Source organism: Actinocorallia sp. A-T 12471, assembly GCF_033875155.1.
Classification (GTDB): Bacteria; Actinomycetota; Actinomycetes; order Streptosporangiales; family Streptosporangiaceae; genus Actinocorallia.
The window spans coordinates 111269-125247 of sequence record NZ_JAWZTE010000010.1; the positions used below are offsets into that span (position 1 = coordinate 111269).

Consider the following 13979-nt stretch of genomic DNA (forward strand, 5'->3'; position numbering starts at 1 on the left):
AAATCACCGAGCAGGGCGGAGAGTTCGTGACAGTGGGTGTGCGAAGCGGCGCCGGTACCGGTTTCGGTGACGTGGCTGGCGTCGCCGGGAAGATCAGGTCCGCGGTCGAGTCCGTCATCGAGGGCAAGAGCGAGGCCGTCAATCTGGCGTTGACGGTGATGCTCGCCGAAGGCCACCTCCTCATCGAGGACGTCCCCGGCGTCGGCAAGACCATGCTCGCCAAGACCCTCGCCCGCGCGGTGGACGGCACGGTCCGCCGCGTCCAGTTCACCCCCGACCTCCTGCCGAGCGACATCACCGGAGTGAGCGTCTTCCAGCAGGACCGCCGCGTCTTCGAGTTCGTCCCCGGGCCGATCTTCGCGACCATCGTCGTCGGCGACGAGATCAACCGGGCCTCGCCCAAGACCCAGTCGGCCCTGCTGGAGTGCATGGAGGAGCGGCAGGTCACCGTCGACGGGGTCACCCACCCGCTCGAGCGGCCGTTCATGGTGATCGCCACCCAGAACCCCGTCGAGATGGAGGGCACCTACGCGCTGCCCGAGGCGCAGCGCGACAGGTTCACCGCGCGGATCTCCATGGGCTACCCCAGCTTCGCCGCCGAACTCGACATGCTCGACGCGCACGGCGCGGCGAGCCCCCTCGACCTCCTCCAGCCCGTCGCCTCGGTGGAGGAGGTGCGCGGCCTCGTCGAGACGGTCCGGCGCGTGCACGCGGCCGCGGCCGTCAAGCAGTACGCGGTCGACCTCGTCACCGCGACCCGCGACCACCCCGACCTGCGCCTGGGCGCGTCGCCCCGGGCCACCCTCCAGCTGGTGCGCGCCGCGCGCGCCCGCGCCGCCCTCGACGGCCGCGAGTACGTGCTGCCCGACGACCTCCAGGCGCTCGCCGTCCCGGTGCTGGCGCACCGGCTGCTGCCGACCGCCGAGGCGCGGGTCGAGCGGCGCAGGCCGGAGCAGATCGTCGCGGAGATCGTCGCTCGGCTGCCGCTGCGGGGCTGAGGTGGGTTTCGTCACCGCGGCGCTCGAGGCGCTGACCACGCGCGGCCGCTCGTTCGTCGCGGCGGGATTCACCGCGGTGGTGTGCTCGTTCCTGCTCGGCGAACGCGACCTGCTGCGCGCCGGGCTGCTGATCCTGCTGCTCCCGCTGATCTCCGCGCTCGCGGTCTCCCGGACCCGCTACCGGCTCGCGTGCGCGCGGCGGCTGTGGCCGTCGCGGCTGCCCGCCGGGCACGAGGCGCGCGCCGACCTGCGGCTGGAGAACGTCTCCAAGCTGCCGTCGGGGCTGCTGCTCGTGGAGGACAGGGTGCCGTTCACGCTCGGCGGCCGTGCCCGTTTCGTCCTTGACAGGATCGAGCCGCACGGGTTCCGCGAGCTGAGCTACCGGCTGCGCTCGGACGTCAGGGGCAGGTTCCGCGTCGGCCCGCTGACGGTCAGGCTCGCCGACCCGTTCGGCCTCGTGGAACTCGCCCGTTCCTTCAGCCTCACCGACACCCTGACGATCACACCGCGGATCGTCGACCTGCCGTCGCAGCGGATGCTGACGTCGTGGGACGGCGACGGGGAGAGCAGGTCGCGCGCGATCGCGGTCGGCGGCGAGGACGACCTCGCGCCGCGCGAGTACCGGCGCGGCGACGACCTGCGCCGCGTCCACTGGCGCTCCACCGCGCGCTACGGCGAGCTGATGGTGCGCCGGGAGGAGCAGCAGTGGCAGCGGCGTGCCACGCTGCTGCTCGACACCCGCCGGTCGGCGCATCCGTCGGAGGAGGCGTTCGAACTCGCGGTGTCGGTGGCGGCGTCGGTGGGCGTCCACCTCGCCGAGGAGGGCCTCGCGCTGCGCCTCGCCACCGACGCCGGACGCGAGGCGGCGGTCAGTTACTCGGCGGGCGCGGAGTCCGGCGGTGAGCTCCTCGACGCGCTGGCGGTGGTGTCCATGTCGGAGGAACGCAGTTTTGTGCCGGGCGTCGCGGCGCTGACCGGGACCGGGGCCGGGGGCGTCGGCGGGCTCGTCGTCGCGGTGCTGGGCCGGCTCACCGACGAGGAGGCCGTCACGCTCGCGGCGGCCGGCGGCAACGCGGCCCCGATCGCGCTGCTCACCGCGGGTGAGGGCGCGCAGGCCGCGGCGACGTTGCACGCGGCGGGGTGGCGGGTGCTCGCGCCGACCTCGCTCGAGGTCCTGCCCTCGGTGTGGGCGGGGGCGGGCCAGTGACGGCCCCCGGAGAGGACCCGACGATGAAGCCACGGCCCGCGCTCGCCTTCGCCGCGGCGGCGGCGACCGCGCTCGCCGCGACGAGCCTCGCCCCGCTTTTCCAGAACCGCAGCTGGGTCATCCCGTCGCTCGGCGCGATCATCGTCGTCGCCGTCGCGGGCGCGGTGGTGCGGCGGTTCCGGCTGCCCGCGGTCTTCACCGTCGTCGGCGCGTTCGCCGCGCTGCACCTGTACCTCACCGCCTACTTCACCGGCGACCACGCGCTGCTGTGGGTGATCCCCACCACCGACTCGATCACGGAGATGCTGAACCTGCTGCGCGAGGGCAGGCACACCGCGCAGACCTACGCCGCCCCCCTGCCCGTCGGCGACGGGGTGCGGATCATGACCGCGTTCGGGATCGGCTTCGTCGCGGCGATGGTCGACCTGCTCGCGGTACGGCTGCGCAGGGCCGCCCCGGCGGGGCTGCCGCTGCTGGCGATGTACAGCGTCCCGGCCGCCGCCGCGCGCTCCGAGAGCGTCAGCTGGATCGCGTTCGCCCTCGGCGCGGGCGGCTACCTCGTGCTGCTGGCGATGGAGGCGCGCGAGCAGGTCGGCCTGTGGGGCAGGGCGGTGCCGTCGCGGTACGGCAGCCTGCCGACGGCGTCGCCACGGCTGCCGTCGGGCAAACGGGTGGGGCTCGCCGCGATCGCCGTCGCGGTCGCGATCCCCGCGCTCGTGCCGGGGCTCGGCGCGCACGGGATCTTCGACCTGGACGACCGCCAGGGCGGCTCGGCGACGATCACCACCGCCGACCCGCTGGTCGACCTCAAGCGCAAGCTCACCGACCTCGGCGACACCGAGGTCCTGCGCTACACCACCGACGACCCCGACCCCGACTACCTGCGGATGTACGCGCTCGACGTGTTCGAGGAGGAGCGCTGGACGTACTCGGCGCTCGGCTCGGGCACCGCGCCCCGCATCGCCGACGGCGTCACCCTGCCGCGCGTGCCCGGCCTCAGCGTCTCCGCGCACGTCAGCACCAAGACCGTCGTCACCGTCGGGCCCGACGTGCGCGACATGAAGTTCCTGGCGATGCCGTACGCGCCGCGCACCGTGGAGATCGACGGCAACGACTGGCGGGCCGACCGCGACTCGCTCATGGTCTACTCGCCGTCCTCGGACGCCGACGGCCTCACCTACACCGTCTCCAGCCGCCGCGCGACCCCCAGCGCGGCGCAGCTGCGCAGGGCCGAGGGCGGCGGGCCGATGAAGTACACGCGGATCGACACGCCGCTGCCCGAGGAGGTGCACCGGCTCGTCCGCAAGGTCACCGAGAACGCCAGGACGCGCTTCGACCGGGCGCTGGCGATCCAGCGCTGGTTCAACCGCGAGTTCACCTACTCGCTCGACCCCGCCCCGCCCACCCAGATGTCGGACCTCCTGGCGTTCCTGAACGACCGGCGCGGCTACTGCGAGCAGTTCGCGGCGACCATGGCCCTGATGACGCGGTCGCTGGGCATCCCGACCCGCGTCGTGGTCGGGTACGCGCCCGGCACCAGGACGTCTGACGGGACTTATGTGGTCCGGCAGCGCGACGCGCACGCCTGGCCCGAGCTGTACTTCGAGGGCACCGGCTGGGTGCGGTTCGAGCCGACCCCGCCCGGCACCGGCGCGCCGACGTCGGTGGGCGCGCCGGAGTACACCGAGCCGCGCAGGCCCGACGCCCAGAACGGCACGGACGATACCGAGACCGACTCCGCCGAGCCGACCCCGTCGGCTGAGGCGAGCGCCGCGGCCACGCCCACCCCGACGGCCGGGGCGGCGGCCGACACCCCGGACGGCCGGCCGACCGAGGGCGGCTTCACCGTCCCGATCCTGTGGATTTTGGGGATTCTCGCGGTGCTGCTCGTGCTCGCCGCGCCCCGGCTGGTCCGTGATCTTGTGTCGCTGCTGCGCTGGCGGCGCGCCCCCGACCCGGCCGCCGCGGCCTGGGCGCAGCTGCGCGCCGACACCCTCGACCACTCCCTGGGCTGGCAGGTGTCGGAGTCGCCGCGCGCCGTCGTCGGCCGCCTCGGGCCCCGTCTCGGCCCGGACGCCGCCCAGCCGCTCGCGCGGATCGCGCTGGCCCAGGAACTCGCCCGCTACGCCCCGCCCGAGGCCCTGCCCCCGCAGGGCACCCAGGGCCTGCGCGCGGACGCCGCGGCCGTCCGCGCCGCCATGTCCGACGCCGTCCCCGGCCCGGTCTCGCTGCGCGCCCGTCTGCTGCCCGCTTCCTCCCTCGACGCGGTCCGCCGCGCCTGGTCGGCCCTGCGCGCCAGACTCCCCCACCGCGACCACCCCACCCCCTGACCCCCTGCCCCGGGCCCCCTGCCCCAGGCCCCAGGCCCCGGGCCCCGGGCGGGGACGCCAGATGCTCCACCGGACGTAGGTCGGGCGTGATCAGAGCCGAGGACCGGGCGGGGACGCGAGAGGGCCGCGCCCTGGGGGCGCGGCCCTCGCGTACGCGGGTGGTGCTGCGTTACTGCTCCTCGGAGCGGCGACGCCAGCGTTCCTCCAGCTTGTTCATGAATCCGCCGGAGGACTGACGGCCGCCGCCGCGCTGGGCGGCGGTGCCGTCGGCCTCGAAGTCGACGGTCGCGCCCACTCCGGTCATCCGCTTCCAGCTCGAGAGCGCCCAGACGCCGCTGGCGAGCATGAGGAGGAAACCGGTGACGCTGATGGCGACGGTGACGCCGCCCTTCCCGACGACAAGGCCGGCCATGAGCACGGTGATGCCCACCACCAGGCCCAGCGCCGCTTTGATGATCTGACGCTTGTAGTGGCTCTGTGGGTTGGTGGTACGGACGGCATGCGCGAACTTCGGGTCTTCCTCGTAAAGCGCATGCTCGATCTGGTCGAGCAGACGTTGCTCGTGCTCAGAGAGCGGCACGGTGCCTCCCAACGACTGCCCCGTGGTTCCGGTGCCTGGCGCTCCTTGGCCGGACGGGGACCTGGCTAACGGTGATATGCCCAGAATACGAGTCCAGACGACCTGAGTGAAGAAAACCCCGACGGTCGGGCTGCGAGCTATGCATCGGCGCCTCCCCTTGCGTTTCCGGCGTCCCGTGCGCCACCGGGGTCCCGCCGGGCTCCGCGGGACGTCGGCGGGAGCAGCGCCGCGGGCCTGATCGCGCCGCTGCCGAACCTGCGCGCGGCCTCGTCCATCGCCTGCTCCGCCTCCCGCCAGCCCGTCTCCGGCTCGTCAAGGGCCAGTTGGCGGGGTGCCTCGCCCGCCTGCGACAGATTCTCCAGACGGACCCCGATCAATCGGAGTGGTACCCGCTCACGGCCGGATGCCTCGAACAGCTCGCACGCTGTGAGATAGATCACACGAGACATGTCCGTGGGTTCGGGCAGGGTACGCGACCTGGTGATCGTGGTGAAGTCCGGTTCGCGGAGCTTCAGGCTGACCGTCCTGCCGCGCAGGCCGGCCGCCCTGACCCGCGCCCCGGTGCGCTCGGCGAGGCGCAGCAGCTCCCTGCGGACCTCGGCGGGGTCGGCGACGTCGCTCTGGTAGGTCTCCTCGGCCCCGACGCTGCGATCAGGGGTTTCGGGGGTGACGCCGCGCGGATCACGGCCCCACGCCAGCTCGTGCAGATGGGCGCCCAGGGCGTTGCCGAGCTCGGCCCGCAGGGTCGCGACGGGCACCGCGGCGAGTTGGCCGACCGTGGCCAGCCCCAGCGCGCGCAGCCGGGCCTCGGTGCGCTCGCCCACCCCCCACAGCGACGCGATCGGCAGCGGGTGCAGGAACTCCAGAATCCCGTCGGCGGGGACGACCATCAGGCCGTCGGGTTTGCAGCGGGTGGAGGCGAGTTTGGCGAGGAACTTGGTCGGGGCCACGCCGACCGAGCAGGTGAGGCCGAGTTCGTCGGCGATCCTGCGGCGGATCAGCGCGGCGATCTCCGCGGGCCTGCCGAACAGCTTGCCCGCGCCGGAGACGTCGAGGAACGCCTCGTCCACCGAAAGCGGCTCCACCAGCGGGGTCAGCGAGCGCAGGATCTCCATGACGCGCCGGGACAGCTCGCCGTATCTGGTGTGCCTGGGCGTCAGCACGACGGCCTGCGGGCACAGCCGCATCGCCCTGGTCATCGGCATCGCCGAGTGGACGCCGAACCGCCGCGCCTCGTACGACGCCGCCGACACCACCGCCCGCAGCCCCTTCCCGCCGACGAGCACGGGACGGCCGCGCAGCTCCGGGCGTTCCAGCAGCTCGACCGAGACGAAGAACGCGTCCATGTCGACGTGCAGGATCGAACAGCCGGTGTCGTCGGCGAGGGGGCCGCGCACCGGACCCGGCCGGTGGAGCTGCTGCTTACGGGACACGGGGACCGCCGGATTCCGGATCACCGCGCTCGGTCAAGGGGTCGCGCGCCGGGCGGACCGCCGCCAGGTGCAGGCTCGCCGCCAGATCGGCCAGGACGGGATGGGTGCTCGCGTCGGCCTCGAGCGCCGCGAGTGCCTCGGCGGCGCGCGGATCGGCCTCGGCGGCCGCGCCCGGCACAAGATCACCGAAGACCCGGACGCCCTGGACACGCGGCTCAGCAAGGCCCGCGCCCGCCGCGAGCGCGAGCAGCGACGCACGCGTGAACCTGCGCGGCACGGGGTCGCGGTCGCCCCAGCGGCCGTCCGGGGCCGTGAGCGCCTTCCTGGCCTCCGCGAACCGCCCCGCCGCGGCCCGGTGCAGGACCGCGCCCAACGCGCCCGGCACGAGCAGGCTGACGGTCCCGCCGGGCCTGGTCACCTCGACCAGCGCGGCGACGCCCGCCGGAACGTCGTCAAGGTACTCGAGGACGCTGTGGCACAGCACAAGATCGGCGCGGTCGGGGCCGACGAGCGCCGCGACGTCGGCGGCGTCGCCCTGCACGCCGTGGACCGCCACCCCCGCCTCGGCCGCCCGGCGCTCAAGGATCGCCAGCGCGTCGGGGTTCGGGTCCACGACGGTGACGCGGTGGCCGAGCCCGGCGAGCGGGACCGCGTAGTGGCCGGTGCCCCCGCCGACGTCGAGGACGTCGAGCGGGCCGCCGGACAGCACGGGGCGCAGCGCCTCGCGCACCGCGGACACCGGGTCCGCGGCCGCCCGCGCCTTCGCCGCGCCCCCTGGCCGGGACGGGTACAGCCCTTCCTCGACGGTCATGCCACCACCCTAACCACGGGGTACGACATTCCTCGGCATTCCCCGGCAAGGCCGGTTCCCGGCATCGATCCGCGCCGCCCAAGCCGTCAGGGCCCGGCCCCCGCGCGTGCGGAGACCGGGCCCTGACGGACGGACTACAGCGCCAGGCTCGGCTTCAGCTCCTGGAGCCGCGACAGCAGGCCGTTGACGAACTTCGGCGACTCCTCGGTGGAGAAGTCGGTCGCCAGCGCCACCGCCTCGGACAGCGCGACGCCGTCGGGGACGTCGTCGGCCCACAGCAGCTCGAAAGCGCCGATCCGCAGGACGGTGAGGTCCACGGCGGGCATCCGGTCGAGGGTCCAGCCGACCGCGTAGGTCGCCAACAGCTCGTCGATCCGCTCGCGGTGCCGGGTCACCCCCTCGATGATCCGGACCGCGTGCGCCTGCTCGGCGAGCTGCTCGCCCTTGGGCTTGTCGCGCCGCAGCGCCACCTCGCCCGGCGAGATGTCCCGCTGCTGCGCCTCGAAGAGCACCTCGAAGGCGTACCTGCGGGCCTTGGACCTAGCCGCCATCAGGCGCGGCCGAGGTAGTCGCCGGTCCGGGTGTCGACCTTGATCTTCTCGCCGGTCGTGATGAACAGCGGGACCTTGATCTCCGCGCCGGTCTCCAGGGTGGCTGGCTTGTTGCCGCCGGTGGAGCGGTCGCCCTGCAGGCCCGGGTCGGTGTGCGCGACGACGATCTCGACGGTGACGGGAAGCTCGACGTACAGCACCTCGCCCTCGTGCAGCGCCAGCATGGCCTGGCCGTTGTCGAGCAGGTACTTGGCGGCGTCACCGAGGGCGGCGGGCGAGACGTGCAGCATCTCGAACGTCTCGTTGTCCATGAAGACGTAGTCGTCGCCGTCCTTGTAGGAGAACTGCATGTCGCGCTTGTCGACGGTGGCGGTCTCGATCTTCAGGCCGGCGTTGAAGGTCTTGTCCACGGTCTTGCCCGAGCGGACGTTCTTGATCTTGGTGCGGACGAAGGCGGGCCCCTTGCCCGGCTTGACGTGCTGGAACTCCACCACCGACCACAGCTCGCCGCCTTCGAGCTTCAGTACAAGGCCGTTCTTGAGGTCGTTCGTCGTCGCCACTCGAATCGTCTTTCCGTATCGGCCGCCGCCCTGCGCGTCACAGGACAAGCAGCTCCTTGGTGGTCTGGGTGAGGAGCTCCGGGCCGCCCGAGCGGACGACGAGCGTGTCCTCGATCCGGACACCGCCTCGACCGGCGAGGTAGACGCCCGGTTCGGCGGTGACGGGAACTCGATCCCCCAGTTTACCGGTCCTGGAGGGGCCGAGCATCGGTGCCTCGTGGATCTCCAGGCCGACCCCGTGCCCGAGCCCGTGGCTGAAGTCCGCGCCGTGCCCTCCGGCGGCGATCACCGTGCGGGCGGCGGCGTCGACTTCGGCGACGTCGGCGCCGGGCACGGCCGCCGCGACCGCCGCGCGCTGCGCCTCCGCGACCAGGCCGTACACCTCGCGCTGCCACGCCGAGACTGACCCGATGGCGACGGTCCGCGTCATGTCGGCGTGGTAGCCGCCGACCTGCGCGCCGAAGTCCATCGTGACGAGGTCGCCGTCGGCGAGGAACCTGTCGCCGGGGACGTGGTGGGGCACCGCGCCGTTGGGGCCCGAGGCGACGATCGACGGGAAGGCGATCCCGTCGGCCCCGAGGTCGATCATGTGGCGCTCCAGCGCGACGGCCACGCGGCGCTCGGTCACGCCTGGCTCCAGCAGGTTCAGGACCAGGGCGAACGCCCGGTCGGTGATGGCGCACGCGCGGCGCAGGAGCTCGATCTCGGCCTCGTCCTTGACCTCCCGCAGCTCCTCCACGACGCGGCCGAGCGGCGTCGCGCGCACGTCGGCGAACAGCCGCGCGTGCTCCTCGACGGTGATGTCGTGCGCCTCGAACGCGAGTTCCCCTCCCGCGCGCTCGATCAGCGCCTCGGCGACGCGCGGGGCGACGACGGTCTCCAGATCGGGTGCGACGGCGGCGGCGGTTCCGGCATAACGGCCGTCTGTGGCCAGGATCGCGGTTCCGTCGGCGCGCACCAGGACCGCCGCGTTGGACGACGCGAGGCCGGTGAGGTAGCGGACGTTGACGAGGCGGGTGATCAGCGCGGCCGGGACCTTGAGCCTCGCGGCGAGCGCGGCGCGGCGCTGCTGGTGGATCTGCGGCATCCCCCGACCCTAAGCGGCCGGGACGCGCGGACGCCGCCGCGCGCGCCGGGCGGCGGCCTTGATCGACTGCGGTTCCTTCCCCTAGCTTGTGCGGTTCAACGCGAGTGTCCTTCATGTCCGCAGTCCCCTCCCCCCAAGGACGAGCACACCATGACGTCTCTCAGCCGCAGAAGAATGCTCGGAGGCGCGGTCGCCTCCGCGGCCTCCCTCGCCGCGCTGCCCTCTTCCGGGGCCTCCGCCGCGCCGGGGGACCCCGGCGAACCCGTCGAGGTGGATGTGTGCGTTGTGGGCGGCGGCCTTTCCGGGCTGACGGCCGCGCGTGACATCGTCGCCGCAGGCAAGTCGGTCGTTGTGCTCGAAGGACGCGATCGCGCGGGCGGCCGCGTGTACGGGATGACGCTCGGGGACGGCAGCGTCACCGAAGGGGGCGCGGAGTTCATCGGCCCCACCCAGGACCGCGTAAGCGCGCTCGCGCAGAGCCTCGGCGTCACGACCTTCGCCACGTACAACACGGGCAAGAACGTCTACTTCCGCAACAACAAGCGGTCGACCTACGCGACCGACGGCCTGCTCGGCGCGGTCCCGCCCGACTGGGGCGTGCTCGACCTGGAGATCGCGCTGTCCCGGCTGCGCGACATGGCGTCCAAGATCACCCCGGGGCAGCCTTGGGCGGCCGCGAGCGCCGAGGAGTGGGACTCCCAGACCTTCCACACCTGGTCGCGCGCCAACACGATCAGCTCGGGCGCGCGCTTCCTGCTCGACGCGTTCGTCTCCTCGACCCTGTCGGTCCGCTCCAAGGAGGTCTCCCTCCTTTACGTGCTCAACTACATCGCTTCCGCGGGCAACGCGACGAGCCCCGGCAGCGTCGACCGGCTCATCAACACCGCGGGCGGCGGGCAGGAGAGCCGGGTCGTCGGCGGGTCGCAGGAGATCCCGCTGCGGCTCGCGACCCAGCTCGGCGCGCGGGTGCGGCTGAACACCCGGGTCAGGCGCGTCACCGTGGACGGGCCGCGCGTGCTCGTCGAGAGCGACGGGTACCAGGTCAGCGCCAAGCGGGTGATCGTGGCGATGTCGCCGTCGCAGACCGCGGGGATCGAGTTCCGGCCGGGGCTGCCCGCCGCGCGGGCCCAGCTCGTCCAGCGGTTCCCGATGGGGTCGGTCGCGAAGTTCGTCGCGGTGTACCCGACGCCGTTCTGGCGGGCCGAGGGGCTCACCGGCCAGGCCGTCGCCGACTCCGGCGCGATCGACGCGACCTTCGACAACAGCCCGCCCGACGGGTCGCGCGGGCTGCTCATGGGCTTCGTCAACCAGACGAACATGCGCAAACTACACGGCAAGCCCGACGCGGAGATCGCCGCGGCCTGCCTGGCGTCGTTCACCAAGCTGTTCGGCGCGCAGGCCGCCTCCCCCATCGAGTACGCCTACCACCTGTGGGACGCCGACCCGCTGAGCGGCGGCGGCCCCACCGGCATCGCCCCGCCCGGCGTCCTCACCGAGTTCGGCGCGGCCCTGCGCACCCCCTGCGGCCCCGTCCACTGGGCCGGCACCGAGACCTCCGACTACTGGACCGGCTACATGGACGGCGCCGTCCGCTCCGGCGAACGCGCCGCCACCGAAGTAATCCCCCTGGTCTGACGCGATCGGGCTGTGCTCGATTGCGGCTCCTCCGTCGCCGCGGTGATCGGGCTCTTGCGAGCCCGGCGCTGCCCCTCCGGCCCTGGGGGCCTACGGGGCAGCACCGGGGAGCCCGATCACTCTGGGGAACTCCGCCCGGAGGCCGTGGCCGTGGCTGTGGCCGGGCGAGGGCCCGTTGTTCTTAGCGCTTTAGACCTCTTCGGTGAGGGTCTTGATGCGTTCGATGAGGGCGAGCTTGCCCTTGTGGTCGGCGGCGACCGGGGTGATGTTGAGGGTGGTGACGCCCGCCTCCTTGAAGGCGGCGATGCGCTCCTTGACCCAGGACTCGGGGCCGATGAGCGACATGTTCTTGAGGAGCTCGGCGGGGACCTTCTCTGCCGCCTCGGCCTTCTTGCCGGACAGGTAGAGCTCCTGGATCTCCTCGGCCTCCTTCTCCCAGCCGTAGCGGCGGCACAGGGAGTTGTAGAAGTTCTTGCCCTTCGCGCCCATGCCGCCGATGTACAGCGCGAGCATCGGACGGCCGAAGTCGAGGAAGCCCTCGACGTCGTCGCCGATCGCCAGGGACGTCGCGACGGCGACGCCGAGGTCGCCGAGCGAGGCGTCGCGCTTGGCCTTGCCCCTGGCCAGGGAGTCGCCCCACACGTCGTTCGCCTTCTCCGGCAGGAAGAAGATCGGCTGCCAGCCGTCGGCGATCTCGGCGGCGAGCTCCACGTTCTTCTCGCCGATCGCGGCGATCTCGACCGGGATCGACGGCCGCACCGGGTGGTTGATGATCTTCAGCGCCTTGCCGAGGCCGGTGCCCTGCTCGGCGGGCAGCGGCAGCGTGTAGTACTTGCCCTCGTACGACAGCGGCGCTTCGCGCTTCCACACCTGGCGGCAGATCTCGATGACCTCGCGGGTGCGGCCGAGCGGCGCGTGGTAGGGCAGGCCGTGGAAGCCCTCGATCACCTGCGGGCCGGACGCGCCGAGGCCGAGCGTGAAGCGGCCGTCGGAGACGTAGTCGACGCCCGCCGCCGTCATCGCCATCAGGGCGGGCGTGCGCGAGTAGATGTTGAGGATGCCCGACGCGATCTGGAGCCGCTCGGTCTTCGCCGCGATGTAGCCGAGCTGGCTGACGGCGTCGAAGCTGTACGCCTCGGGGACGTAGACGATGTCGAGTCCGGCCTTCTCGAAGTCGATGAGTTCCGTGACGGCTTCCTTGAAGCCGCCCGCGTAGCCCAGGGGCATGCCGATGCGCATTTGCTGTCTCCTCGAAGAAAGTACCGGCTTACCGAACAGGGTTCAGTATGCCAGTTGTCATAGTCGGTGGTGGGTCAGGCCCCGGCCGACTCGGCCGCGCCCGTCAGGGCGGTCAGCGCGGGCCGGTAGATCGTGCGGCGGATCGCGCCGAAGGTCTTGCCGCTCTTGCCGGCGAGCCCCGTCGCGATCTCGACGGCCTTGCCGAGCACCTCGTCCTCGGCGACGGCGTGGTGGGCGATCCCCGCCTCCACCGACTCAGGGCCGGTGTAGCGGCGGCCGGTCAGCGCGGCCTCGTGCACCGTCTCCTTGGGCAGCTTGGCCTGGATCAGCGCCACCATCGCCGGCGAGAACGGGATCTCCAGGTCGATCTCCGGCAGGCAGAACCAGCCCCGGTCGGCGCGCATGACGCTGAAGTCGTGCGCGAGCGCGAGCATCCCGCCGCCCGCGAACGCGTGCCCGTTGACCGCGGCGACCGTCGGCAGGTTCAGGCCGAGCAGCCGCCCGTACAGGGCGTGGACGCGGCCGAGGTACCAGTCGAACTTCTCTCCGTTGCCCGACAGCCAGTCCAGGTCGAGGCCGTTGGAGTAGAACTTGCCCTCGCCCGTGGTCACGACGGCGCGGGCGGTGCCCTCGACCTCGTCGATCGCCGCGGCGAAGGCGTCCAGGAAGTCCGGGCTGAACCGGTTCTCCCCCTGGGTCATGCGCAGAACGCTGACCCCGGACCCGGCGTCCTCGATCTTGATCATGTGTCCTCCGGAAGGACTGCTCTCGCGGATTATGATGACTGTCATAGGGATACTGACATAATGCGACAATGAGTGCCAAGCAGCGCATGGTCCGCAGTGCCGCGTACCTGTTCCGGGAACGCGGCTACAGCGGGACCGGTTTCCGTGACGTGATCGCGCACAGCGGCGCGCCGCGAGGTTCGATCTACCACCACTTCCCCGGCGGGAAGGTGGAACTCGCCGTCGAGGCGATGCGCTACGCGGGCGACTTCATCGCCGCGGGCACCGAGTCGGCGATCAGCGAGGATCCGCGCGCCGCGATGCGCGCGTTCATCGGGTGGTGGCGTCAGGTGCTGCTGCGCAGCGGCTTCCAGGCGGGCTGCCCGATCACCGCGGTCACGATCGAGTCGCACGAGGAGGCCCCGCAGCTCGCTGAGGCGGCCGCCGCGGCCTTCCGCCGCTGGCGCGAGACCCTCGCGACGGGCCTCGTCTCCGGCGGCTGCCCGCCCGCCCGCGCCGCCACCCTCGCCACCCTCATCGTCTCCGCCGTCGAGGGCGCCACCATCCTCTGCCGCGCCGCCAAAACCACCGACGCCCTCGACGACGTAGCCACCGAACTCGAAGCCCTAGTCCGCACCGCCCTCGACAACGCCACAACCCCCCCACCCCCCACCGAAGCCGCCGAAACCTAACCCCACCCCACCCAAACACCCTCAGCCGGACCGCCCGACGCGCCCCACTGACCCGCACCAGACCGAGCACACGACGCGCCCCCGCGTCACGCACCCGCCGACGCCCCTCAGGCAGAGCGACGCGGACCGCC

Annotated in this window: 13 protein-coding genes; 5 read left to right on the top strand and 8 right to left on the bottom strand. The window is 72.6% G+C overall.

Features of this window, described 5'->3' with window-relative positions; genetic code table 11:
• Positions 1-71 precede the first annotated feature (71 nt).
• Genes R9X44_RS25125 through R9X44_RS25135 form a run of 3 tightly spaced genes read left to right on the top strand, consistent with a single transcriptional unit; the run spans position 72 to position 4535 of the window.
• Positions 72-998 carry an AAA family ATPase gene (locus tag R9X44_RS25125; protein ID WP_413774984.1) on the top strand — a complete coding sequence of 309 codons (927 nt, stop codon included), beginning with the start codon at positions 72-74 and terminating at the stop codon, positions 996-998.
• Position 999: 1 nt separating this feature from the next.
• Positions 1000-2205, top strand: a complete 1206-nt coding sequence (locus tag R9X44_RS25130) for a DUF58 domain-containing protein (protein WP_319816731.1) — start codon at positions 1000-1002, stop codon at positions 2203-2205.
• 23 nt (positions 2206-2228) lie between these two features.
• Entirely contained in the window at positions 2229-4535 is a 2307-nt protein-coding gene (locus tag R9X44_RS25135) for a transglutaminaseTgpA domain-containing protein (protein ID WP_319816732.1), read from the top strand.
• Between the two features lie 169 nt (positions 4536-4704).
• Here R9X44_RS25135 and R9X44_RS25140 read toward each other — a convergent pair whose 3' ends face one another.
• From R9X44_RS25140 to R9X44_RS25165, 6 genes are all read right to left on the bottom strand, one after another.
• A complete protein-coding gene (locus R9X44_RS25140; RefSeq protein WP_319816733.1) occupies positions 4705-5115 on the bottom strand; it encodes a DUF3040 domain-containing protein in 411 nt (136 codons plus the stop codon).
• A 137-nt stretch (positions 5116-5252) separates the two neighbouring features.
• The gene (locus R9X44_RS25145) at positions 5253-6548 is read right to left on the bottom strand and encodes a DNA polymerase IV (protein WP_319816734.1); all 1296 of its coding nucleotides are present in this window, start codon (positions 6546-6548) and stop codon (positions 5253-5255) included.
• Positions 6538-7359: a class I SAM-dependent methyltransferase gene (locus tag R9X44_RS25150; protein ID WP_319816735.1), complete on the bottom strand. Its 822-nt coding sequence runs from the start codon at positions 7357-7359 to the stop codon at positions 6538-6540. The genes R9X44_RS25145 and R9X44_RS25150 overlap by 11 nt, the downstream gene beginning before the upstream one ends.
• A gap of 134 nt (positions 7360-7493) precedes the next feature.
• Entirely contained in the window at positions 7494-7910 is a 417-nt protein-coding gene (gene nusB / locus R9X44_RS25155) for a transcription antitermination factor NusB (protein WP_319816736.1), read from the bottom strand.
• Positions 7910-8470, bottom strand: a complete 561-nt coding sequence (gene efp, locus R9X44_RS25160) for an elongation factor P (protein ID WP_319816737.1) — start codon at positions 8468-8470, stop codon at positions 7910-7912. Before efp ends, nusB begins: the two co-directional genes overlap by 1 nt.
• A 37-nt stretch (positions 8471-8507) precedes the next feature.
• Positions 8508-9557, bottom strand: a complete 1050-nt coding sequence (locus tag R9X44_RS25165; protein WP_319816738.1) for a Xaa-Pro peptidase family protein — start codon at positions 9555-9557, stop codon at positions 8508-8510.
• A gap of 150 nt (positions 9558-9707) precedes the next feature.
• On the opposite strand from R9X44_RS25165, the gene R9X44_RS25170 reads away from it, so the two are divergent.
• Positions 9708-11192 carry a flavin monoamine oxidase family protein gene (locus tag R9X44_RS25170; protein WP_319816739.1) on the top strand — a complete coding sequence of 495 codons (1485 nt, stop codon included), beginning with the start codon at positions 9708-9710 and terminating at the stop codon, positions 11190-11192.
• Between the two features lie 189 nt (positions 11193-11381).
• On the opposite strand, the gene R9X44_RS25175 is transcribed toward R9X44_RS25170, so the two are convergent.
• Both R9X44_RS25175 and R9X44_RS25180 read right to left on the bottom strand, forming a co-directional pair.
• A complete protein-coding gene (locus R9X44_RS25175) occupies positions 11382-12431 on the bottom strand; it encodes an LLM class F420-dependent oxidoreductase (RefSeq protein ID WP_319816740.1) in 1050 nt (349 codons plus the stop codon).
• A gap of 74 nt (positions 12432-12505) precedes the next feature.
• Entirely contained in the window at positions 12506-13177 is a 672-nt protein-coding gene (locus R9X44_RS25180; RefSeq protein ID WP_319816741.1) for an enoyl-CoA hydratase/isomerase family protein, read from the bottom strand.
• 68 nt (positions 13178-13245) lie between these two features.
• Between R9X44_RS25180 and R9X44_RS25185 the strand changes: the two genes are divergently transcribed.
• Positions 13246-13848: a TetR/AcrR family transcriptional regulator gene (locus tag R9X44_RS25185; protein WP_319816742.1), complete on the top strand. Its 603-nt coding sequence runs from the start codon at positions 13246-13248 to the stop codon at positions 13846-13848.
• Positions 13849-13979 lie beyond the last annotated feature (131 nt).

Bases quoted from the DNA above. Each gene is read 5' to 3' on its own strand.
- R9X44_RS25135 (WP_319816732.1), top strand. From the start codon at position 2,229: ATGAAGCCACGGCCCGCGCTCGCCTTCGCCGCGGCGGCGGCGACCGCG.
- R9X44_RS25150 (WP_319816735.1), bottom strand. From the start codon at position 7,359: ATGACCGTCGAGGAAGGGCTGTACCCGTCCCGGCCAGGGGGCGCGGCG.
- nusB (WP_319816736.1), bottom strand. From the start codon at position 7,910: ATGGCGGCTAGGTCCAAGGCCCGCAGGTACGCCTTCGAGGTGCTCTTC.
- R9X44_RS25165 (WP_319816738.1), bottom strand. From the start codon at position 9,557: ATGCCGCAGATCCACCAGCAGCGCCGCGCCGCGCTCGCCGCGAGGCTC.
- R9X44_RS25170 (WP_319816739.1), top strand. From the start codon at position 9,708: ATGACGTCTCTCAGCCGCAGAAGAATGCTCGGAGGCGCGGTCGCCTCC.
- R9X44_RS25175 (WP_319816740.1), bottom strand. From the start codon at position 12,431: ATGCGCATCGGCATGCCCCTGGGCTACGCGGGCGGCTTCAAGGAAGCC.
- R9X44_RS25180 (WP_319816741.1), bottom strand. From the start codon at position 13,177: ATGATCAAGATCGAGGACGCCGGGTCCGGGGTCAGCGTTCTGCGCATG.
- R9X44_RS25185 (WP_319816742.1), top strand. From the start codon at position 13,246: ATGAGTGCCAAGCAGCGCATGGTCCGCAGTGCCGCGTACCTGTTCCGG.